Genomic DNA, 21,650 nt, shown 5'->3' with positions numbered 1-21,650 from the left:
ATCAAGAGGTAGGTTTGTAGCGAGGGTGGCGAGTACGGTTTCCGCCCCCCCTGATCCTGCTGTATCGATCAGGTGCAGCACACTTGCTCTTCCCATTATGCTGTCGCCGGCACAACTGGGCGAGCAGCGTCGCGCGACGAGCGAGCAGGACAAACGGTTTTACGAGCTGTGGTGTATAGGGCTGCGGTCATCGCGAGGTTGATCCAAAAGAATGGATAAAAAAGAACCGTCACAAATGAACCTGTGATCAAAAACCCGATCAGCGCTCCATCTAGACCCGTGGCCATACCGCGGAGAAAGCGGCCCTGAGTCCCACGCTTTCGCATGAGCTGTCGGGTTCGCCGATTCAACACGATTGTTGCCGTGATCATTCCGATGAAAGCAGCCAACCCAGAGTACCCTAGCTCCGCGGTGGCCTGATAGAACACGTTGTGGACCATCTCGCCATTCGGGTTGTAATAATGCCGATAATACGGAAGCCAGTTGTAGTATCCGACACCGAGCAATGGCTTGTCTGCGATTATCTCCCTGGCATGTTCCCAATATACGAGGCGCGATACGGACGTGCCGTCATCGCCCATCTCGTTCAATCGCGTCCGCTGCTCCGCGGGCGTCAGAGCGAGTACGACACTTGCGAGCACAGTAGCGAGTAGAACGGCCTTAATTCGATGCTTGCTTATCAGGACGAGCCAGATGCCGATACCTGCCAGTCCTACTAACGCCCCTCGAGATGATGTCGCGATGATCGTGGCTGCAGCGGTTATGGGCATTGACGCCAGGAGCAGCCTCACCCACTGAACGAGGAAGGGCCAGAGCGCAGCAGCGAAAAACAGCGAGACTGGCAGAAACATCGCCATCTGAATGCCGCACTCACCGGAATTGTGGAACCACGCCGGCGCACATGTGACGCCCCAGCTCGAGAAGCCAAACCCATTAGCGACCCATGAGCGGAATCCATGCTGAGACATTTTGAGGCAGGCCAGCAAATAGATCAGCATGAACATCAACAGTTGCTGCTCTGTCCTTAGAACCAGCGAAATCAATGCATAGATGAGGACCCAAGACACATACAGCTCAAGATTTGCAAACGCGAACTCAGGCGAGTATGCGAAAGCGGACGACAGAAGCACGACTAAGGTAAATAGCGCGAGCCAGCCATCGGCGACGTTGAGCTTGCGCAGAAAGCGGCCTTCGATGATGGTAGCCCCGAGGCATAGGAAGATTACGGCTGATGTGAGAGGCAGTGCGTTGAGAAACGGGTAGATCTGCTGGGGACGGACGTACTCCAGTACCAGGTAGGCGCAGATAAGCCAGTACGAGGGCGGTTGCTGCTTGAAGAATCGCCAGATGGTTGAGGGCCGCAGGTCATACAACGCACCTCCGATCTTCTCAGAGGTCACTCTTGACGGTTTCATCAGAATGCCGCTTGCGCCTCTAGCCTCAGACGCGCCTTCCTGATGCATCGATTTACGGCCCACTGAAGCCCGCCACGGCCGCCCAAACCAAATACCATCTCACGCAGAAAATACTCAAACCCGTCCCCGTCGACGTTCGGTACAACAATTCGTGGGATCTCCATCGGGTGGACACCAGGACGAACTCTATGGCGCACGGTTGTATAGGCAAAGGCATAGCCGGCCAGCTTGGCAGCTGCTGATGTTGTTGAATCGAATCGCCCATACGGATACGCGACTTCCACGATTGGCCTACCGACAACTTCTTCGAGTTCCAGCCTGGATTGCTGAAGTTGATACAGCTGCGCCTCAGCAGACTCATTGGGCAGCCACGCGTGATCTAGCGTGTGAGCGCCCAGAGTAAGTAGACGGTCCGCGCCAAGCGCAACTATCTCATCGACGGTTAAGAGCAGATTCGCTTCTTCTTCGCGCGTGACAGCAACTTGTCTAAGGCTGACGATCGCGTCGTTTCTCGCTGCGACAGTGCTGTGGTTCAGCGTTGAGCAGAATTCCACGTAGACTTTCTGACGTACCGTAAGGTCCCCGTGCATATCCCAGTGACGATTTCCGCACGCGACGGACGTGTTGGGCGGCGTCGCTTGCTCATCCAGAATGCTAGTTGCCTCGTCCCAGTAGTACGGGATACGGCGCAGCACCGCGTTGTTGCAAATGAAGATCGTTGCAGGGAAGTCGTGCGCCTCCAAAATCGGACGTGCCACGTCGACATTGTCGCGGTAGCCATCATCGAATGTCACGGCGATACGCGTCGCACTTTGGCGAGCGGCTATTCCGGCTTGTGCAATAGCCTTGGCGGTGGCTGGGCTTCCGAACTTGCGGAGTACTGTGAGATGTTCCTCGAAGTTCTTCGGCGCAACACAAGTGTTGAACGGGTTCCAAGTACAATCGGCAATACGATGATAGACGAGGATCACATCCCCTTGCTCGCGCGCGCGTCGGACCCAGGGAACTACTCGATTAACGATCATTGAGCAACGCACTTTCGGCGTCGTGGAGGGCGAGATGAATCTCGCCCTCCACCCGCAGCCTCACAGCGGGCAGCCCGCCTCATTCCACGCTTCGAAAACGTTCTTCTGACTCTCGTAATCACCGGAACCGTACGCCGCGTTTACAGCGGCGATAACATCGGCTACCGACGCGGGATATCCGACCGACCCACTTGCATTCAGCAACGCGGCAACCGCATGTCGATTGAGCGCCTTAACCCCTCCTCCACCTGCGCTCAGGGCATCGAGCAGAGAACCGGGGTAGCTCACGCCAAAGACAGCCGCAAAGCTGTCACTGGGCGAATAGCCAACCCAGTTCACAAAGTGGTGCGGCTGCTTCCAGTATCCTGGCGTGCAGCCCTCGGACCCGCTGACCGGTGCCTGCGAATTGAAGAACTTGAATATCACGTCATTGATATTCGTCATCCCGTATGCCGTGACTGAGTTGGTTCCTGTATGCACAGTACGAGACGTCAGGCCTCCATTCGTGTATCGCCACATGACGATCGAATCAACCTGAATGCCCGCCTGTTCGAGTTCAGACACGGTAATATCCGACGGCGCAGCCAGCGGGTCGTCCAGGGACCCGATCTGCTTCCATGCGCCGGCATTCACCGAAAAGTCGGTCGCCCACAGCGCGCCGGGAACTGATTCGGATGCGGTGAAGTTATATGTGCCCTCAGGGCCGACCTTATACACCTGGATATAGCCGTCCTGCACTCCCTCCGCGGCCATAACAGCGTCGAGGGCTACAGGATTCGAGTCCCGAGTACAAGCAGTGATTGCCAGGCACAGCAGAACTCCTGAGCCCAGCGAGCGTTTCCAGAACATGGTGTGTCTCCAAGGTGATGAGGGGGCTTGCAACTGTGTGCCTGCAGCGGGCGCCACGAAGCAACCGTAATGCCCCCCATGAACACTTTGGCAAACCGTTGTGACGTGTGTACTTCCGTCACTCTTACATTTAGGCCGGTATCGCCAGCGCCCATCAATGCGTGGCGAAATCGCTACGCGCGCCTGCTACGAAGCGGTGGACGAAGCCGCGCCACTAAACCTCGCTACATACGCGGCGATGGACGACAGGCTCCCCAGGTTCGCTTCTGTGATGTCGTCGGCGGGAACACTGATCCCGAATCGCGATTCGAGGAACTCCAGCACCTCCATGATCCCCATTGAGTCGACAATTCCCTTCCCGAGGAGAGAATCGTTTTCATGGAGTTGGAAGTCCGGCTTGGCGTACAGGAAGTTCTCCTCCACGAAGGCCCTGACCGCTTCGACTATTTCTTTCATCGGTTGCTCTGATCCATTCTGGGGTTTAACAGCTCAGCAGACTGTTCGAATCGATTAACTGGTGCGGTACTCGGTAATGTGCACGTCCGGAGGAGTAGAGTAGGAGGTCAGCCCAGACTCCGACCCTGATGCAAACGCCCGCCACCACAGCTGCGTCGACAGCACCGCCACCAGCGCCTGGTTCTCCCGGAACCCCGTCGCCTTCCCGCTCCGGCAGCGCTTCAGCAGCCCCGCCACCAGTCGCGGATCGAACACCCCGCTCTCCAGGATCGCGTCCGGCGACAGCAGCTCGCTCACGTACTCCGGCTCCTTCGCCCCGAAGAACGCTGGCGCATCCGGCGCGCGGTACGGCTGCTTCGGCCGCTGCGCCAGTCGCGCGGGCACCACGTCCTTCGCCCACCGCCGGAGGATGTCCTTCTCCCGCAGCGTGCGCAGCTTGCTCCGGTCCGGCAGCGCGGCCGCGAACTCGAACAGCCGGTGATCCAGGAACGGGAAGCGCCCTTCCACGCTGTTCGCCATCGCCATGCGCTCGCCCTGCGAGCTGATCAGGTACGACGCGAGCAGCGTTTTCAGCTCCAGGTACGCGGCGCGGCCGAGCGGCGACCAGCCGTCGAAGCCCGCGGGCACTGCCGCACGCAGCGCGTCGGCAGCGTCGTAGCCCGCCACCGCGTCCTTCATCCCCGCCGTGTAGAACTCCTTCACGCGCGACGTCAGCAGCATGCGCGGCATGTGCGAGAACAGCCGGTCGTCCGGTGTGCCCGCATCGAGGAAGAACCGTCGCCAGAACTCGCCGCCCGTCGGCGCCAGGTACGGATATAGCCGGTCGAACAGCATCGGCCGGCGCTGCGACTCCGGCTGGCGCAGGCAGAAGTGGCGGACCGCCGTTTCCTTGAACAGGTCGTAGCCGAGAAACACCTCGTCGGCGCCCTCGCCCGTGAGCACCACGCGGATGCCGCGCTCGCGCGTCAGCTTCGACAGCAGGTACAGCGGCGCGGGCGCGGTCCGGATCAGCGGCGTCTCCGCGTGGCGGACCACGTCCGGGAAGACCGCGGCGATCGCGTCGCCATCGATGTGCGTGACCGCGTGCGCGCTGCCGATGTCGCCGGCCAGCTCCTTCTGGAACTCGCTCTCGTCGAGCGCGGGGTCCTGGAAGGTCACGGAGAACGTGCGCAGCTCGTACGGCGTGCGCTCTGCCGCGAGCGAGCAGGTGATGCTCGAGTCGAGGCCACCGCTCAGGTATGCACCGACCGGCACGTCCGCGCGCATGCGCAGTGCGACGGCGGAGCGCATCAGCTCGTCGAGCTGCTCCAGCGCGTCGTCCGGCTCGCGCTTCTGCGCCTCGTACGCCAGGTCGTAGTAGTAGCGCAGCCGGAGCTCGCCGGCGCGCCAGTGCGCGCAGCTCCCCGGCTCCAGTTGCGCCACGCCCTCGAACACGGTCCGCGGCGCACGCGCGCCCCAGAACGTGAACACGTCGTCCAGTCCGCGCGGGTCGAGCCGGGCCTCGACTTCGCCCGACGCGAGCAGCGCCTTCACCTCGGAGCCGAAAACCAGGTCGCCGTTCTTCATCGAGTAGAACAGCGGCTGGATGCCGAACCGGTCCCTGGCGAGGAACACGCTGTCGTAGTGGCGGTCGTAGATCGCGAACGCCCACTGGCCGTTCAGTCGGTCCAGCATGGCCGGGCCCCACTGCTCCCAGCCGTGCACCAGCACTTCGGTGTCGCTCTGTGTGCGGAACACGTGACCGGCCGACTGCAGCTCCGCGCGCAGCTCGATGTAGTTGTAGATCTCGCCGTTGAACACGACGACGATCGAGCCGTCCTCGTTGGTCAGCGGCTGCGCGCCGGTCTCGATGTCGATGATGCTCAGGCGCGCGTGCGCGAGGCCGACCCGCCGGCCGGTGTACAGCCCGTAACCGTCCGGCCCGCGATGATGCAGTGCAGCGGCCATCCGCTGCAGTGCGGGCACGGACGGCGGCGGGCCGTCACGACGAACGATGCCGGCGATCCCGCACATCTCAGTTCCGGACGGCCTGGGCGCCGCCGTTCACGCGGCCGTGCGGGTGGATCTCCGCCACCGGCTTCGACAGCAGCGACACCACGTGCAGCGGCTCCGTCGTCACCCGCTTCTGCTCGATGTCGCGGTACGCGCGCTCCACCTGCTCGGCCGTCAGACCCAGCGCGGCAGCCGCCTCGTCCGCACTCTTCCCGTGATTGTGCGCGAACAGCACCAGGTCCATCATCCGCGCCGGCAGCGCGAAGTAGAACTCCTCCTGGCTCTGCGGCAGGGAGTACGTGTCCGTGGTCGGCGGCCGGTTGGTCACGCCCTCCGGTACGCCCAGGTGCGCGGCGAGCTGGTAGACCTGCGTCTTGTACAGGTGCGCGATCGGCTTCAGGTCGGCCAGGCCGTCTCCCCCCTTCACGAAGAAGCCCTGGTCGTACTCCAGCCGGTTCGGCGTGCCGACCACCGCGTAGTGCAGCCGGTCCGCGTGGTAGTACTCCAGCATCTTGCGGACGCGCTGCTTGAAGTTCGTCGCCGCGACGATCACGCGGTACGCGGCCGGCGGCAGCCGGTGCGTCGTCAGCTCGCCGTCCGGCGACTGCACGACCACCGAGTACGTGTTCAGGTGGTCCGAGTCCAGCCGGTTCCCCGGCAGGACGATCTTGGACTTCCAGCCGGGACCGTACTCCGGCACCACGCTGCGGATCGCGTCGTCGCGCCGCTCGTAGCAGCCGGCTGCGGCCAGCGTGGGCGCGATGTCCTCGGTCGTGTACTCGATCCCGAGCTTGTCCGCCCACTCCTTCGCCAGCTCGAGGCTGCGCGGATCCGAATCCTGCTCCGGCATGAAGACGCCGAAGACCCGCTTCGGCCCGACCGCCCGGACCGCCAGGCCAGCCGCGACCGAGCTGTCCACGCCGCCGCTCATCGCGACGACCAGGCCGCGGCGCTTCAGTACGTCCATGAGCTGGCCCCGCATCGTCTCCGCAACGGCCTGGACCTCGGCCTCCGCGTCGATGCGCAGCCACGCCTCCGCCGGCATGACTTCCGTTCTCGTGCTCATTGTGCTCGCTCGGGTGGGTTCAGCGTCTCGACGCGCCGGCCGAGTGCAGGATCGGTTCCCGGTACGGTCCCGTCCGCACGCCGGCCAGCAAAGCCGCGCCGCCTCGCGACATTTGCCATGCAGGCCCGCTGACTCACCCGCTCCACCGCGCCGGCCGCAAAGCCTGAAACGTTGCTTGGCTGCAACGCCCCGCGCGGTGGCAACGTTGCCAATCGGCCACACCTGTCGCGACACGGGTCGAAAAGTGGTGTGCAGCCACGGACACACGTGTATGGACCCATGGCACCGGAGGTGCCCACCTGTCCCGCGCCTTTGAATCAGGAGAACCTCACATGACCGCGCGCGCACCGGATCGCGGCAACGTCGCGCAGATGCTCTGGGCAGCGGCCGCCCGCCACCCGCACAGGGACGCGGTGATCGAGCGGGAGCGGACGGCCACGTACGCCGAGCTCGTCGCGCGCGCCGCCGCCATTGCGGACGCCCTGCGCAGCGCCGGCGTCGCCCGGGGCGACCGCGTCGTCATCCTGCAGGAGCGCGGCATCGACGCCGTCGCATCGTACTTCGGCGTCCTCGCCGCGGGCGCGATGACCGTGGTGCTGAACCCGCTGCTCCGCCCGCGACAGGTCGAGTACGCGCTGGAGCAGTCCGGCGCGAAGGTGCTCCTGACGTCCGCAGCCGTGCGCGCGCGCGTACACCGTGACGTCCGGACGCCGGCTGCCGTGCTGGACGTGGACGACGTCCCTGCCTCCGCCTCCTTCGAGCCGGTCACCCTTCAGGCGTCCGAGCCGGCGCAGATCACGTACACGTCCGGCTCGACCGGCATGCCCAAGGGCGTCGTCGCCAGCCACGCCAACGTCTGGTCGGTGATCGAGACCGTGGCCGGCTACCTGGGCATCCGCGAGGACGACCGCATCGCCGGCATGCTGCCGATCAGCGGCGTGTACGGCGCCAACCAGATGCAGTGCGCGGTCTTCGCCGGTGCGACGCTGATCGTCCCGACCTCACCGGTCATGAACGACGTCGCCGGCGAATTACGCGACGCCGGCGTCACTGTCCTCGCCGCCGTGCCGCCCCTCTGGATGCAGCTCCTGCAGGCGCCGCGCTTCACCGCCGAGCCGATACCGACGCTGCGCATCGTGCAGAACGCGGGCGGCCACCTCGCGCCCGCGGGCGTGCAGCGCATCCGCGAGGCGCAGCCGCAGGCGCAGGTGTTCCTGCAGTACGGCATGACCGAGGTCTTCCGCAGCACGTACCTGCCCCCGGACGAGATCGACCGCCGCCCCGGCTGCATGGGCCGGCCCATGGACGGCGCCGAGATCATGGTCGTGGGCGAGGACGGGAGGCTGTGCGAGGCCGGGGAGACCGGGGAGCTGGTGCACAGCGGCCCGACCGTGACCATGGGCTACTGGAACGACCCGGAGCGGACCGCCGAAGTCTTCCGGCCGCACCCGGTGAACGGAGTAGAGCGCGTTGCAGTCTATTCCGGCGACATGGTGCGCCGCGACGAGGACGGCTACCTCTGGTTCGTCGGGCGCAAGGACCGCATGATCAAGACGCTCGGCTACCGCGTCGGCCCGGACGAGATCCTGGACGTGCTGTACGCGTCGAAACAGATCTCGGAGGGGCTCGTCACGGCGGAGGAGGACAGCGATCGCGGCCAGCGCGTCGTCGCCTGCGTCGTGCTCGCGCCACACGGCTCGCTCAAGGAGCTGCGCATGTTCTGCCGCGCGGAGCTGCCGCGCTACATGCAGCCCGCCGAGATCATCGCCCTCGCCGCACTGCCGAAACTTCCCAACGGCAAGCATGACCTGCTCACGCTGCGTGAGCAGATCGCCGCGTCCCGAACCTGACACCGACGGCTGCATGGAGCTGATGGACCAACCGGCGGTGACGCCATCGAAGGAACGTGCGACGACGCGAGCCCGCATCCTGCACGTCCTTGCGCCCGCGCCGTTCGGCGGACTCGAACGCGTCGTCGAATCACTCGCGACCGAGCAGGCGCGCGCCGGCGACGAGCTGCACGTCGCCGCAGTGCTCGACCAGGGCGTGACCGACCACCCGCTGCTCCGCACGCTGCCATACCGCGGTGTGCACGCGCACGCGCTCGAGGTTCCCGCGCGCGCGTACCGATATGAGCGCGGCCTGGTGCGTGAGCTGTGCACCCGCATCGCCCCCGACGTCGTGCACACGCACGGCTACCGCACCGACGTGCTGCACACGCCCGTTGCGCGCGAGCTCGGCATCCCCACGGTCAGCACGTCGCACGGCTTCATCGGCGGCGGTCTCAAGAACCGCATGTTCGAGCACCTCCAGCGACGCGCGTTCCGCCAGTGCGACGCCGTCGTCGCCGTGTCGCGGCCGATGGCCTCCTTGCTGCTCGCCTCCGGGGTGCCGAAGCCGCGGCTGCACGTGGTGCCCAACGCGTGGACTGCATCCGTGAAGTTCCTGTCGCGCGACGAAGCACGCGCACAGCTCGGCATCCCCGACGACGAGCCGTGCGTCGGCTTCATCGGGCGCGTCAGCCGCGAGAAGGGACCCGACGTCTTCCTCGATGCAATGACACGCCTGCGCGACACTGCGCGGGCCGTGATCATCGGCGAAGGACGCATGCGCGGCGAGTTGACGGAGCGCGCGCGGTCGCTCGGCCTGCAGGACGTCGTTCGCTGGACCGGCGCGCTGGACGGCGCCGGCCGCCTGATGAAGGCATTCGACGTCCTCGTCCTCAGCTCCCGTACCGAGGGCACGCCCGTCGTGCTGCTGGAAGCGATGGCCGCCGGCGTGCCCGTCGTCGCCACGCGCGTGGGCGGCATCCCCGGCGTGATCTCCAACCGCGAAGCGATCCTCGTTCAACCCGAAGACCCCGCCGCCCTCGCCGAAGCGATCGACAGCGTGCTCACGCACTCCGAGTCGGCCGCATGGCGAGTCGCGCGCGCCTTCGAACGACTGCGCTCCAACTTCAGCGCCGACCGCTGGCTGTCCCGCTATGTGCAGGTGTACCGCTCGGCCGGTGTGCGCACCATGAGCGCCCACGCGCGCGCGTCCGAGTAGATGCCGCTCCGCTCCATACTGCGCACATCGATGGAAGGCGCCGCGACGATGAGCGGCATCGCCGCCCTCGCGCGCCGCCTCACCCCCGACCGCACCGCCATCCTCGCCTGGCACAACGTCGTGCACCCCGAGGAAGCAGGCATCGGCGACAGCAGCCTCCACCTCCCCCTGCCCCTGTTCATCCGGCAGGTGGAGCACATCGCGAGAACGCACGAAATAGTGCCGCTCGACGAAGCGCTGCAGAGCAACGGAAAGAAGCAGCGCCGCCCGAACGCCGTCCTCACCTTCGACGACGCCTACCGCGGCGCCGTGACCCTGGCCCTGCCGGAGCTGAGAAAGCGCGGCCTCCCCGCCACGGTGTTCACCGCACCAGCACTGCTCGGCAAACCATCGACCTGGTGGGACGACCTCGCCGCAGCCGGAATCCTGTCAGACGAAATCCGCGACACGGCACTGGAGCAGCACGCGGGACGCGCGCACGAAGTGCGCACCGCATTCCTCACGGACATCCCGCGTCTCCTCCCGGGCAACTTCGGCATCGCAACGGAGAACGAGCTGCGCGCAAACACAAGGGACGGCATCACGATCGGCTCTCACTCATGGGCCCACGAGCACCTGCCGTCCCTCGAACGTGAAGAGCTGAAGCAGAACCTGCAGCAGACAATGAAATGGCTCGAAGCGAGTGGACTGCCCCACACGAAGTACCTCTCCCTCCCCTACGGCGCGACGAGCACCAGCGTGGAAGACGTCGCACGAGAAGCCGGCCACCCCGCCGTCCTGCTCGTGAGCGGCGGCAGAACACACAGGCACCAGAACGGTGCCCGAATCCCCCGCATCAACATCCCCGCCGGCATGAGCGTGCGCGGCCTGGACCTCAGACTGTCAGGTTTGAAGGGCTGATCGCTCGGCTGGTTCAGGTCCAGGAGAGCGGCGTCAGGTTCGTGCAGAGGTACGGCGCGGCGACCGGGGCCCGCGCTGCTTCTGAACCTGCCTGCCGCAGAGGTACCGCTCCGGTTCTCTGATCGCTGCGCTTTCTACACTCCTGCAGAACCCCGATGGACACCCGCCCCCCCGCAGGCCGCCAAGCACGACAGCGATATCGGATGCGTGGCGTCGCGACGGTCGAAACGACCGCTCAGGCGCCGGGCGGCCGCACGCCGTCGAAGCGCTCGGCGCCGCACCGGTCGTAACGACCGACAACGCGCCAGGCACCACTCAGGGCGAACACCGTTGGCGCCCCACCGGGCACAACGGCAGGCCCGAACCCACCAGCAAAGCACCGACAAAAAAAGCCCGGCGTCGAACCCGCGCCAAACGAAAAACCCTCCCCAAAAAAAGACTCCGCGCCCTCCGCGCCTCGGCGGTGAAATAAAAAACGAACGGCGCCCCACCACAGAACGGTGAAGCGCCGCCAGATCCCGCCGAACGAAGATTGCCTACAACGACCCCGACTTGAACAGCATCACCGGCAACGTCCGCAGCATGATCTTCATGTCCTCCGCCGCCGACTCCTTCTGCGCGTACTCGAGATCGAACGTCAGCTTCCGCTTCACGTCCTCGAGGTCCTGGTCGTAGTGCTGGTTCACCTGCGCCCAGCCCGTGATCCCCGGCAGCACGCGCTGCCGCTCCGGATAGCGATCGATCTTTTCGCGCAGCTGGATGAAGATCTCCGGCTGCTCCGGCCGCGGGCCGACCACGTTCATGTCGCCGCGCAGCACGTTGATCAGCTGCGGCAGCTCGTCCAGCCGGTACTTGCGCAGCACGCCGCCGATCGGGGTGATGCGCGGGTCACCCGGCCTGGCCCACACCTGGTCGTCGTTCTGGCGCACGTACATCGTGCGGAACTTGTAGATCGTGAACAGCTTGCCACCGTAGTCGACGCGCCGCCGCCAGTTGCCGCCGCTGCCCGAGCGACGATCCAGCCCGACGCGCTGCTGCTTGTACAGCACCGGCCCCGGCGACGTCAGCTTCACGAGCAGCGCGATCACCAGCATCACCGGCGACAGCAGCACCAGCGCGGTCCCTGCGACCAGCACGTTCAGCACGCGGCGTGCGCGCTGGCCGGCGTGACTCCGGCTGCGGGCTCGCACCACCACGGATGGACGCGCACGCATCCACGACCTGTCGACTGCGCTATCGGCAGAAGGACGGAACACCCCGTCCACAGTGCTCAGCATGAATGCTCCCAAATCGAGTACGGAGGCAGGACTGATTGCCGTACGGCTGCAGTGGGCTTTGGCAACGGCCATGCTCGGCGCCGGCACGCCGGTGCCACCGCGCTAAGTCATTGCGTGTTTGGTTGTTAGGCTTTCAGAAAGGCGGTGCGTGCGGCTCGCTGTGGCGTCGCGCGGCGTCGCGATGCAACTGCGTAGTGTGGTCGACCCACAACACGACATCCGGCACAAGGGCAGGTTCAGCCTATATACGCAGAACCCGCCATGCGGCGGGTGGAACGGGCGCGTTCGTGTAGTGGATGTCTGCAGCTGTGCGGTAGCGACGTGCGGCCGGTGTGCGGTGCGACGCGCAGCCGGTGTGCGGTGCGACCTGCGGCTGCTGCGCGCTAACGACCTACAGCAGGTTCGCCGCGGGCAGCTCGAGCACGAAGCTGAACCGTGTGCCCCACCCCGCGCGCGTCTCGAGCTTCAGCTCCGAGCCCATCGCTTCCAGCAGGCGGCGGCAGATCGCGAGCCCCAGGCCGGTGCCCGAGAAGTAGTAGCCCGTCGGGCGTGCGGACTGGCGGCGGAACGGCTGGTACAGCGTCGCCATGGCATCCGGGTGGATGCCGGGCCCGGTGTCACGGACCGCGAACTCGACGCTCGCACCACCGATCGGGCGGGCGGACAGCTCGACCGTGCCGTCCTCGGTGAACTTGATCGCGTTGGTCGTGAGGTTGAGCAGCACGCGGCTGAGCGGCGTTGGAAAGCCGATGCGCCGCGGCGAGCGCAGCGGCTCGATGGTCAGCTCGAGCCGCTTCTCCTCCGCGGTCGGCCGCACCAGGTCGTGAACGCTGGTCAGGATGTCATTGACCGAGAACGAGCTGGGATCCGGCCCGGGCAGCTGGTTGCCGCCGCGCGCCATCTCGATCATGTCGCTCGCCATGCCCACGAGCCCGAGCGCTGCGCTGTAGATGATGCCGAGCTGGCGCTTCTGCACGTCGTTCAGCGCGCCGCTCTGGCCACCGTGCAGGATCTCCGACAGGAACAGGATCGACGTCAGGGGGGAGCGCATGTCGTGCGCAACCTCGACCACCAGGTCCAGGCCGCCCCGGTCGGCCAGCTCCGCAGCGAACGTCTGCTCCAGCCCCGGCCGACACGCATTCTGCGCGCGCTCCAGCTTTGCCAGCGTCTCGAGCATGTCGGGCCCGGCGACCGGCTCTTCCTCCCAGTGCCGGACGATGTCCGCCCGCAGCAGCTCGACCAGCCGGCGTCGCAGCGTCAGCGTCGCGCCGTTCTGCTCTTCGCTGGACACGTCCACGAGACACGCGCGCGCGACCCACACGAAGTGGCGCGTCAGCTCCTCGTCACTGACCTGCAGGTCCGCCGGCAATTGCCCGCGCACGCGCTCCGCGGCCAGGCCGATCTCCCGGCCGGCATAGCCAGCGACGAGCTGCAGCAGGTTGGGCCTGCTGTAACTCGCCGCGTCCGCGCGGGCTGCCGTGCGCTTCGTGCGCCTACTTGTTTGTAATGATCGTGCCACGGTGCAGGCCGTGTTTCTCCATCAGGCGGTAGAGCGTGGTCCGGTCGACGCCGGCAATGCGGGCGGCCTTGGTCATGTTGCCATTCGCACGCTCGACCAGCCAGGTCAGGTATCCAACCTCGAAATCTGTAAGCACCTTCTCGCGAACGCCATGGTATGTACCGTCCCGCATCTCCTCGAAGGGCACCATCCCCGACGGAACAGGAGACGATACTGCCCCATTCCCCATGTCCGGCAGGTCGTCCGGCCGGATCTGCGCATTCGGCTCCAGCAGCACGACCGCGTGCTCGATCACGTTCTGCAACTCGCGCACGTTGCCCGGCCACGGCCGTGACTGCAGTGACGCCATCGCCTCGGGGCTGAACGTCGGCATGCCGCGCGCCTCGCGGTGCTGCACCCAGTAGCGCTGCAGGAAGTGCTGCGCCAGCACCGGGATATCGGAGCGGCGCTCGCGGAGCGGCGGGATGTGGATCGGCACGACGCACAGGCGGTAGAACAGGTCGCGCCGCAGGACGTTCTCCTCGGCGGCCTGGTGCGGATCCCGGTTCGTCGCCGCAATGAAGCGCACGTTCACGACCGCATCGGTCGTCGTACTGCCGAGCCGGCGCACCACGCCGTCCTGGATGACGCGCAGGAACTTCGCCTGCAGCACCGCCGGCATCTCGGTCAGCTCGTCCAGGAACAGCGTGCCGCCGTTGGCGACCTCGAGCAGGCCCGCCTTCTCGCGCACCGCGCCCGTGAACGCGCCCTGTACGTGGCCGAACATCTCGCTTTCCAGCAGTGCCTCGGGCAGCGCCGCGCAGGTCACCGGCACGAGCTGCCGGCTGCTGCGCCGGCTGTGCTGGTGGATGAACTGCGCGATCTGCTCCTTGCCCGTCCCGCTCTCGCCCGAGATGAACACCGACGCATCGGTGCCCGCGACCTTGCGCGCCAGCGCGATCACCCGCTGGAACGCCGTGGACGCGCCCAGCAGCGTGACCTTGTCGCTGTGCCCGTGCTTGCTCTCCAGCTCGTTGTCCAGCGCCTTGGATTCGCGCGTGACCAGCACCGTGTGCGCGGCACGGCCGAACAGGATCTGCAGGTGGCTCGCAGCGAACGGCTTCGGCAGGTAGTCCCAGGCTCCCGCCCGCAGCGCCTCGATGCTCGATTCGACGCTCGGGTTGCCCGTCATGATGATGATGATCGTGTCCGGGTACGCCTCCAGGCATGCCTGCAGCAGGTCCATCCCGAAGACCTGCGACATGTGCAGGTCCAGCAGCACGATGTCGTACGGCCGCCGCTTCAGCAGCGTCAGCGCCTCGTGCCCCTGCCCACACGTCGCGACGTCGTACCCCTCCACCGACAGGACACTGCCGCAGCTCTCGCGCAGCGTGTCCTCGTCGTCCACGATCAGCACCTTGATCGTGGACTTCACTTCCTCCGTCAGATTCAGCGACTCGGCTGCGTTCACAGGACTGCGCGGTTCCGGGCGGACGCCGTTGGAGTGCTGGACACCGCGCCCTGCAGGCGCGCGCGTCCTCGATTGGGTTTGCATACGGCGCCCCCTCGCATCACCCGCCCGCATCATCGCGGTCCCATCGGGCATGTTTCCGGATTCGTCTGGGTCGAGGGAGCCACCTCACCTGCCGGACCCTGCCGGGCCCGCTCGGGTCGCCCCCTCCTGCAACGGAAATACCGTCGGCGTGACCACCTACGCTAATCCCGTTAAGTGGCTCACGTCAATGATTCTGTTGCATGCGCCACGCACTTTTCGCCGTCCGACGTTGCAATGTTGCAACGCAACACCTGACCCCCGCGTTGCAATCATGCAACGGTGACTCGACGACACACCCGGCAGACGCATGGCGGCCAACGGGTTCACGCGTGTGCCGGCATCGGCAAGCTCATTGCTTCGTCGCGCGTGCCATTGCCGTATCCACCGCACAGACGGCTGCACACATGGATCGAGACAATCTTCCGGCGCCGGTGAACGGCCAGGCCGCCCCTCCTGCGGAGGTGCCGCCGCCTGGCGTGCCGCGCCGGTTCGATTTTGCCGACGCGGACTTCGCGGAAGAGGAGGGCACCGGCTCCGCGGGCCTGAAGCGGATGCTGGGTGCGGTCCTTTATTACAGATGGCTGGTCATCGGGCTGCTGCTCGTCGGTACGGCGGCGGGCATTGCCGTCAGCCGGTTCGTGGAGCCGGAGTACACGGCGCGCACCCGGCTGTGGGTCTCGGTTGCGACCCGGGAAAGCGACTTCGAGGGGCCGATCCAGTCGGCGGAGCTGTTGCAGGGCGGCGCGTGGCTCGAGCTGCTGGCGTCGGATGCCGTGCTGGACCACGTGGTGCGTGAGCAGCGGCTGTACCTGGAGTACAGGACGCGCGACCGCGACGTGCTGTCGACGCTGAAGACCGACAGCGTGTACCAGCCCGGCTCGTACGTCGCCACGGTGGACGGCGCCGGCCGGATGGTGGAGCTGCGCCGGGAACATGATGGTCAGCTCGTCGCACAGGCACCGGTGGGCATGCCGGTCGGCCGCGAGATCGGCATCGACTGGCACCCGACGGCCGCCGCATTGACGCCCGGGCGCAGCATCGTGTTCCGCCTGTTGCACCCGCGCACCGCGGCGGCGCGGTTGAGCCAGTCGCTGGACGCGCAGATGGCGAGCGGCGGCAACTTCCTGTTCATCGCCTACTCGGGCGGTCATCCCGAGCAGGTCTCGCAGGTGACCAACGAGCTGGCGGACCGCTACGTCGACGTCGCGGCGGAGCTGAAGCGCGGCAAGCTGAGCGAGCTGCGCCAGATCCTGGAAACGCAGCTCGTGTATGCGGAGGAGAACCTCCGGCAGGCCGAGCTCGCGCTGGAAAGCTTCCGGATCCGCACGATCACGCTGCCCTCGGATGCGACGCCGGTCACTCCCGGTGTGGAGGCGACGCGCGCGTCCGCGTACGACAACTTCTTCGAGCTGAAGATCCAGCGTGAAGCGCTGGCGCGTGACCGCGACGCGATCCGGCGACTGCTTGCCGAGAACGAGAACGGCACGCTGTCGATCGACGCGCTGTCCGCGATCGGCGCCGTCCAGTCGTCGCCCGAGCTGACGCAGGCGCTGACCGAGCTGACCGAGCAGCGTGCGACGCTGCGCGCGCTGCAGCAGCAGTACACGGATGAGCACCCGCTGGTGCGCAGCGCGCTGCGCGAGGCGGACGCCCTGCAGCGTGAGGTCGTGCCGCAGCTTGCCGGCACGGTCGCCGCGAGCCTGGACGACCAGATCGCGGCCGTGGATGCGCTGGTCGGCTCCGCGTCGGACGAGCTGCGCGAGATCCCGCCGCGCGCGATTGACGAGTCGCGCCTTACGCGCGCGGTCACCATTGCCGCGACGCTGTACAACGAGCTGCGCCAGCGCTACGAGAGCGCCCGCCTCGCCACGGAAACGGCCATTCCCGACGTCCGCATCCTGGACGCGGCCAGCGTGCCGCAGTACCCGAGCAGCAACCCGAGCGTGCAGATCATCCTGCTCGCGATCGTGGGCAGCCTCGGCCTGGGTGTCGGCCTCGCCATCCTTCTCGAGCGCTTCGACCCGCGCATCCGCTACCCCGAGCAGGTCAGCGACCGGCTGCACCTGCGTATCCTGGGCGGGCTGCCGCACCTGCAGAGTGCGACCCGACGGAACGGCCGGCCGGATCGGTCCGAGGCGGTCGAGGCCCTGCGCTCGGTCCGACTCAACCTGACGCACGCGTACGGCGCGGCAGGCCCGATGATCCTGACGATCTCGAGCCCCGGACCGGGTGACGGCAAGTCCTTCGTGAGCGGCAACCTGGGCCTCAGCTTCGCAGACCTCGGCCGCCGCACGCTGCTGATCGACGGCGACACGCGGCGTGGCACGCTGCACCGGCTGCTGGGCGTCGACCGCATCCCCGGCCTCACCGACTACCTCGCCGGCCGCGCCGAGCTGGACGAGGTGATCAAGTCGACGAGCACGCCGGGGCTCGACCTGATCCCCTGCGGCACCCGCTTCGCCAGCGCGCCCGAGCTGCTGTCGTCGCCGCGGATGGGACTGCTGCTCGCGCACATCCGTGCGACGTACCAGGTGATCCTGGTGGACAGCCCGCCGCTCGGCGCCGGCGTCGACCCGCTCGTCCTCGCAACCGCGACGGGCAACCTGATGGTGGTCATCCGCACGGGCACCACGGACCGCTCCATGGCGGAGGACAAGATCGCCATGCTGGGCCAGCTCCCGATCCGCGTGCTCGGCGCCGTCGTGAACGGCCTGCGCGCGGGAAGCGGACACCGCTACCAGCAGTACTACTCGTACCTGCCGGGTTACGCCGCGGACGACGAGGCGGGCGAGCGGGTCAAGCTGCTCGAGCCGGCGTAGCGCTGTCGCCACCGCGCAACGCACAGTGCGGCGCGCAGGCACCGGCTGCACGACGAGCACGGACGCAAGTCGTGCAATGACAACGGCCTGACTGATCGCTTCGGGCGGCCCCGATATTGTATTCGGGGACAGCCATCCCCGGAGACGGCAGGAGGCCAGCATGACCAGCAGCAACGGACAGGATCCGCGTAGCACGGACGATCCCGTCGGCAATGACGCCGCGACGATGCAGGTTGGCGTTGATCGAGGGCCGCAGCTCCTGCGGCTGCTGACGCTGCTCGCGGCATTCGGAATGGATCCCATGGCGCCCGCCCTGCTCGAGCAGCGGTGCGCCGCCCAGACCTGACTCGCGACGCGCGTTCGACCGGCGGGGCGGCAGGAAACGAGGAACGATGAAGCGACTGATCTGCGCCCTTGCCATGCTCCTGCTCACCAGCGGCCCCGTCGCCGCCCAGCAGGGGTGGGACCCGACCGGTGTCCAGCTGACCCGCAGCGAGCTGCAGGAGCTGCTGAGCCGCTACGAGGAGACGGCCAGCTCGTCCGCGTACAGCGGCGAGGTGCGTGCACAGGCGCGCGACGAGGCAGCGCTGATCCGTACTCGTCTCGACGAGGGCGACCTGCGCGTCGGCGACCGCATCGAGCTCACCGTCGAGGGACACCAGGACCTGACCGCCGAGTTCGCCGTCGTCGCCGGCCGCGTGCTGGTGCTGCCGGCCATCGGCGAGGTATCGGTGGCAGGGGTGCTGCGCTCCGAGCTGCAGGACCACCTGACCCGGGAGATCGCGCGCTACATCCGCGACCCGGTCGTGCGCGCCCGCTCCCTGATCCGCCTGGAGGTGATCGGTGCGGTGGGGGCACAGGGCTTTTATACGATCCCGTCCGACATCCTGATCACGGATGCACTGATGCAGGCCGGCGGGCCGTCGGCGGAAGCGGACCTGGAAAAGATCCGGATCGAGCGGAACCGGCAGGTGATCTGGAGCAGCGATCGCCTGCGTCGCGCGATGCAGGAAGGGCGCACGCTGGACCAGCTCAGCATCCGGGCTGGCGACGGCATCATCGTCCCGCAGCGGACCGCCGGCGAGGGCTGGTGGCGGACGGGGCTGATGATCCTGACCGGGATCAGCACGGCGTTCATAGCGGCAGAGCGGATTTTCTGAGCGACCGGAGCGCGGCGGTTTCTGGCGCTCCGACATACTTGCATGGTCCCTGTCGACTGACAGGCATCACGCGCACGCGTCCCGAAGCGGTCCGCATGGCGGGCCGCGCAACAGGAACACCTGTGCCGCGAGCACCGATTGTACTGATCGTCAGTGAGCAGGAGTGGACGTCCCGCTCGCTCGATTCGATCCTGGCACCCCAGGGCTACGCCGTCATGCGGGCGTACAACGGCCGCCAGGCCGTGGAGCGCGCACGCGCCTCCAGTCCGGACGCCGTCTTCGTCGACAGCATGCTGCCGGACATGGACGGCCTCGAGCTGTGCCGTCAGTTGCGCGCCGCTCCCGACTTTTCCCCTGCCGCTCCGCTGATCATCTACCGTTCCGGCCCCGTGAGTCGCGAGGAGCGCATCGACGCTCTCGAATCCGGCGCCTGGGACCTGCTGGCGCTGCCCTTCGACGCGCAGGAGCTGCTGCTCCGGCTCGACCGCTTCATCGTTGCGAAGCGTGAGATGGACAGCATGCGCGAGGCGGACCTGATGGATCCCGGGACGGGACTGTACAGCTGGCACGGCGTCGTGCGACGCGTCCGCGAGATGGGCGCCGCCGCCGCCCGCTTTCATCGCCCGCTGGCGTGCATCGTGATCACGCCGGAAGAGCCGGACACGGCGGACGCCTTGGAGGCGGCCGAGCTGACTCGCGCCATCGCTGCGCAGCTCCAGTCGCTCACGCGCGGCTCGGACGTACTGGGTCGCATCGGCCCGCTGGAGTTCGTCGTCATCGCGCCCGACACCACGGCCGAGGGCGCACAGATTCTCGCGGGCAGAGTCCGTGAAGCGGCCGCCGCGCGCGGGGGCGTCACCGTCGTGCCGCGGATCCGCACGGGCGTGTACGGCGTGAACGACCTGCACGAAGCCAATGTCGATCCGGCCGAGCTGCTCGTCCGCGCGACCATGGCCGCGCGCGAACGCATACCCCCCGAAGTCAACTAGCGCTCGGGTCCCTCGATAATGGAATGCGCGGCGTGAGCGCGATCGCAGGCATCTTCAGCCTGGATGCACCCGTTGAGGCGGGCGCATGCGACGTCCTGGTCCGGGCGACCGGCGCGGGTACGCCCGGCTCCGTCCGCGCCGAGGGGCGCGTTGCGTTTGCGAACGGGTCGTCGCACGGAGTGCTGCGCGTCGATGCTGCCGGTCGCATGCTGCTCGCGGACGCACGCATCGACAATGCGGCCGAGCTGCGGCGGATGCTCGGCGGTTCGGGCGTTTCGGTCGGCGACTTCAGCCCAGCGTCCGGCACTTCCGGCTCATCGCCTGACGTTTCCGGGTTCTCGGGCGCTTCCAATCTTGCGTTCGCCGCATCGGGCTCGTCGTCCGTTCAGGAGCACCGCACGATGCGCGACGCCGATCTCATCCTGGCCGCGTATGCGCGCTGGGGCGAGCGCTGCACCGAGCACCTGGTCGGCGACTTTGCATTCGCGCTGTGGGACCCCGCACGGCAGAGCCTGTTCTGTGCGCGTGACCCGATGGGCGTGCGGCCCTTCTACTACTTGCAGTCGGACACCCGCTTCTGCTTCGCGTTCGATCTGCGCACGCTGCTGCAGCTGCGCGGTGCGCCGGCCGCCTTCGACCGGCAGCGCATCATCCACTTCCTGCTGAACACGGACGCAGGTCGCGAGCGGACGTTCTACCAGGACGTTCGGCGCCTGCCCGCCGCACACCGGCTGCTGCGCACACCGGCCACGCTGTCGCTGCAGCGCTACTGGGAGCCGGACGTCGCATCGGAGATCCGCTTGCGCGACGATGCGGAGTATGCCGAGGCGTTCCGCGACCTCTTCGCGCAGGCCGTGCATGCGCGCCTCGCCGACCAGGGACCGACCGCGGCGACGCTGAGCGGCGGACTGGACTCCTCCTCGATCGTGTGCATGGCGCGGCAGCTCCTCGACGCGGGCGCGCCGCTGCACACCATCTCGCTGGTGTTCCCGGATCTGCCGCCCGACGCGCTGCGGCTGATCGACGAGCGCCGGTACATCGAGACCGTGACGCAGGGCAGTGGCCTCACTGCGCACGAGGTGCGCGGCGACCGCATCAGTCCGCTGGCCGACGCGCGCCGTATCGTGCAGACGCTGCACGAACCGTTCAGCGCGCCGAACCTGTACCTGCACTGGGCGATGTTCGGTGCGGCGGCGGATGCGGGGTGCAGTGTCCTGCTCGACGGCTTCGATGGTGATTCGGCCGTGAGTCACGGGCTCGGCCGCCTCGACGACCTGCTCGCCGGGGACGACTGGGCGACGTACGAGCGTGAGGTGCGTGCGTTTGCCGAGCGTCGGGGAACGGGTGTCGGGAGAGTCGCGCGTTCTTTCGGTGTGCCGCGACTCGACTGGCTGGCCGCGACAGGCCGCTGGGTTGAATGGGCGCGGACCGCCCGTGCACTGCACCGCAGCTTCGGGCTCTCGCGGCGCGATCTGCTCGTGGAGCACGGCCTGGGTGCGACGCGCGCCGGGCGCAGGCTGCGGCGGCCGGAGGTGACGGCCGCAGGTAGGATGGTTCGGGCGTCGCATGACGACGTGGCGTTGCAGACCCCGGCACAGCCG

Annotated in this window: 17 protein-coding genes; 8 read left to right on the top strand and 9 right to left on the bottom strand. The window is 67.0% G+C overall.

The annotated features are described in order from the left end of the window. Positions 1-95: 95 nt before the first annotated feature. The 6 genes from VFU06_06590 to nadE all read right to left on the bottom strand — a co-directional run bounded on the left by VFU06_06590 (position 96) and on the right by nadE (position 6,803). Positions 96-1,373 (bottom strand): O-antigen ligase family protein, encoded by a 1,278-nt coding sequence (locus VFU06_06590; GenBank protein HEU5209063.1) that lies wholly within the window; start codon positions 1,371-1,373, stop codon positions 96-98. 41 nt (positions 1,374-1,414) lie between these two features. Further along, positions 1,415-2,386, bottom strand: a complete 972-nt coding sequence (locus VFU06_06585; GenBank protein ID HEU5209062.1) for a polysaccharide deacetylase family protein — start codon at positions 2,384-2,386, stop codon at positions 1,415-1,417. A gap of 114 nt (positions 2,387-2,500) precedes the next feature. After that, positions 2,501-3,289 carry a hypothetical protein gene (locus tag VFU06_06580; GenBank protein HEU5209061.1) on the bottom strand — a complete coding sequence of 263 codons (789 nt, stop codon included), beginning with the start codon at positions 3,287-3,289 and terminating at the stop codon, positions 2,501-2,503. Between the two features lie 186 nt (positions 3,290-3,475). Next, positions 3,476-3,745, bottom strand: a complete 270-nt coding sequence (locus VFU06_06575) for an acyl carrier protein (protein ID HEU5209060.1) — start codon at positions 3,743-3,745, stop codon at positions 3,476-3,478. Between the two features lie 54 nt (positions 3,746-3,799). Further along, on the bottom strand, positions 3,800-5,758 hold the full coding sequence (asnB, locus tag VFU06_06570) for an asparagine synthase (glutamine-hydrolyzing) (GenBank protein HEU5209059.1): 1,959 nt from the start codon (positions 5,756-5,758) through the stop codon (positions 3,800-3,802). A 1-nt stretch (position 5,759) separates the two neighbouring features. Next, positions 5,760-6,803 carry an NAD(+) synthase gene (gene nadE / locus VFU06_06565; protein ID HEU5209058.1) on the bottom strand — a complete coding sequence of 348 codons (1,044 nt, stop codon included), beginning with the start codon at positions 6,801-6,803 and terminating at the stop codon, positions 5,760-5,762. 332 nt (positions 6,804-7,135) lie between these two features. On the opposite strand from nadE, the gene VFU06_06560 reads away from it, so the two are divergent. From VFU06_06560 to VFU06_06550, 3 genes are read left to right on the top strand one after another with little or no spacing between them, the layout of a single operon-like run. After that, on the top strand, positions 7,136-8,653 hold the full coding sequence (locus VFU06_06560; GenBank protein HEU5209057.1) for an AMP-binding protein: 1,518 nt from the start codon (positions 7,136-7,138) through the stop codon (positions 8,651-8,653). A 22-nt stretch (positions 8,654-8,675) separates the two neighbouring features. Beyond that, positions 8,676-9,851: a glycosyltransferase family 4 protein gene (locus VFU06_06555; GenBank protein HEU5209056.1), complete on the top strand. Its 1,176-nt coding sequence runs from the start codon at positions 8,676-8,678 to the stop codon at positions 9,849-9,851. Continuing rightward, a complete protein-coding gene (locus tag VFU06_06550; protein HEU5209055.1) occupies positions 9,852-10,751 on the top strand; it encodes a polysaccharide deacetylase family protein in 900 nt (299 codons plus the stop codon). It begins immediately after the preceding gene. Between the two features lie 536 nt (positions 10,752-11,287). Here the strand turns inward: VFU06_06550 and VFU06_06545 are convergent. The 3 genes from VFU06_06545 to VFU06_06535 form a co-directional block, all read right to left on the bottom strand. Further along, positions 11,288-12,028 carry a sugar transferase gene (locus VFU06_06545; GenBank protein HEU5209054.1) on the bottom strand — a complete coding sequence of 247 codons (741 nt, stop codon included), beginning with the start codon at positions 12,026-12,028 and terminating at the stop codon, positions 11,288-11,290. A gap of 391 nt (positions 12,029-12,419) precedes the next feature. Then, positions 12,420-13,547, bottom strand: coding sequence for a HAMP domain-containing sensor histidine kinase (locus tag VFU06_06540; protein ID HEU5209053.1), 1,128 nt, complete (start codon positions 13,545-13,547; stop codon positions 12,420-12,422). Continuing rightward, the gene (locus VFU06_06535; GenBank protein ID HEU5209052.1) at positions 13,522-14,997 is read right to left on the bottom strand and encodes a sigma-54 dependent transcriptional regulator; all 1,476 of its coding nucleotides are present in this window, start codon (positions 14,995-14,997) and stop codon (positions 13,522-13,524) included. Before VFU06_06535 ends, VFU06_06540 begins: the two co-directional genes overlap by 26 nt. 488 nt (positions 14,998-15,485) lie before the next feature. Here VFU06_06535 and VFU06_06530 point away from each other — a divergent pair, with 488 nt between their 5' ends. The 5 genes from VFU06_06530 to VFU06_06510 all read left to right on the top strand — a co-directional run. After that, positions 15,486-17,900: a polysaccharide biosynthesis tyrosine autokinase gene (locus VFU06_06530; protein HEU5209051.1), complete on the top strand. Its 2,415-nt coding sequence runs from the start codon at positions 15,486-15,488 to the stop codon at positions 17,898-17,900. A gap of 160 nt (positions 17,901-18,060) precedes the next feature. Next, positions 18,061-18,246: a hypothetical protein gene (locus VFU06_06525; protein ID HEU5209050.1), complete on the top strand. Its 186-nt coding sequence runs from the start codon at positions 18,061-18,063 to the stop codon at positions 18,244-18,246. 46 nt (positions 18,247-18,292) lie between these two features. Next, complete coding sequence (locus VFU06_06520; GenBank protein ID HEU5209049.1) at positions 18,293-19,060, top strand: polysaccharide biosynthesis/export family protein; 768 nt, start codon at positions 18,293-18,295, stop codon at positions 19,058-19,060. A gap of 122 nt (positions 19,061-19,182) precedes the next feature. Further along, positions 19,183-20,049: a response regulator gene (locus VFU06_06515; GenBank protein ID HEU5209048.1), complete on the top strand. Its 867-nt coding sequence runs from the start codon at positions 19,183-19,185 to the stop codon at positions 20,047-20,049. Positions 20,050-20,081: 32 nt separating this feature from the next. Beyond that, positions 20,082-21,650, top strand: a 1,569-nt coding sequence (locus VFU06_06510; protein HEU5209047.1) for an asparagine synthase-related protein, incomplete at its 3' end; no start/stop codon positions are given.

The organism is Longimicrobiales bacterium (genome assembly GCA_035764935.1).
Taxonomy (GTDB): Bacteria; Gemmatimonadota; Gemmatimonadetes; order Longimicrobiales; family RSA9; genus DASTYK01.
Note: the sequence above shows the minus strand (reverse complement) of the source record. Positions and strands in the feature narration are given on the sequence as shown.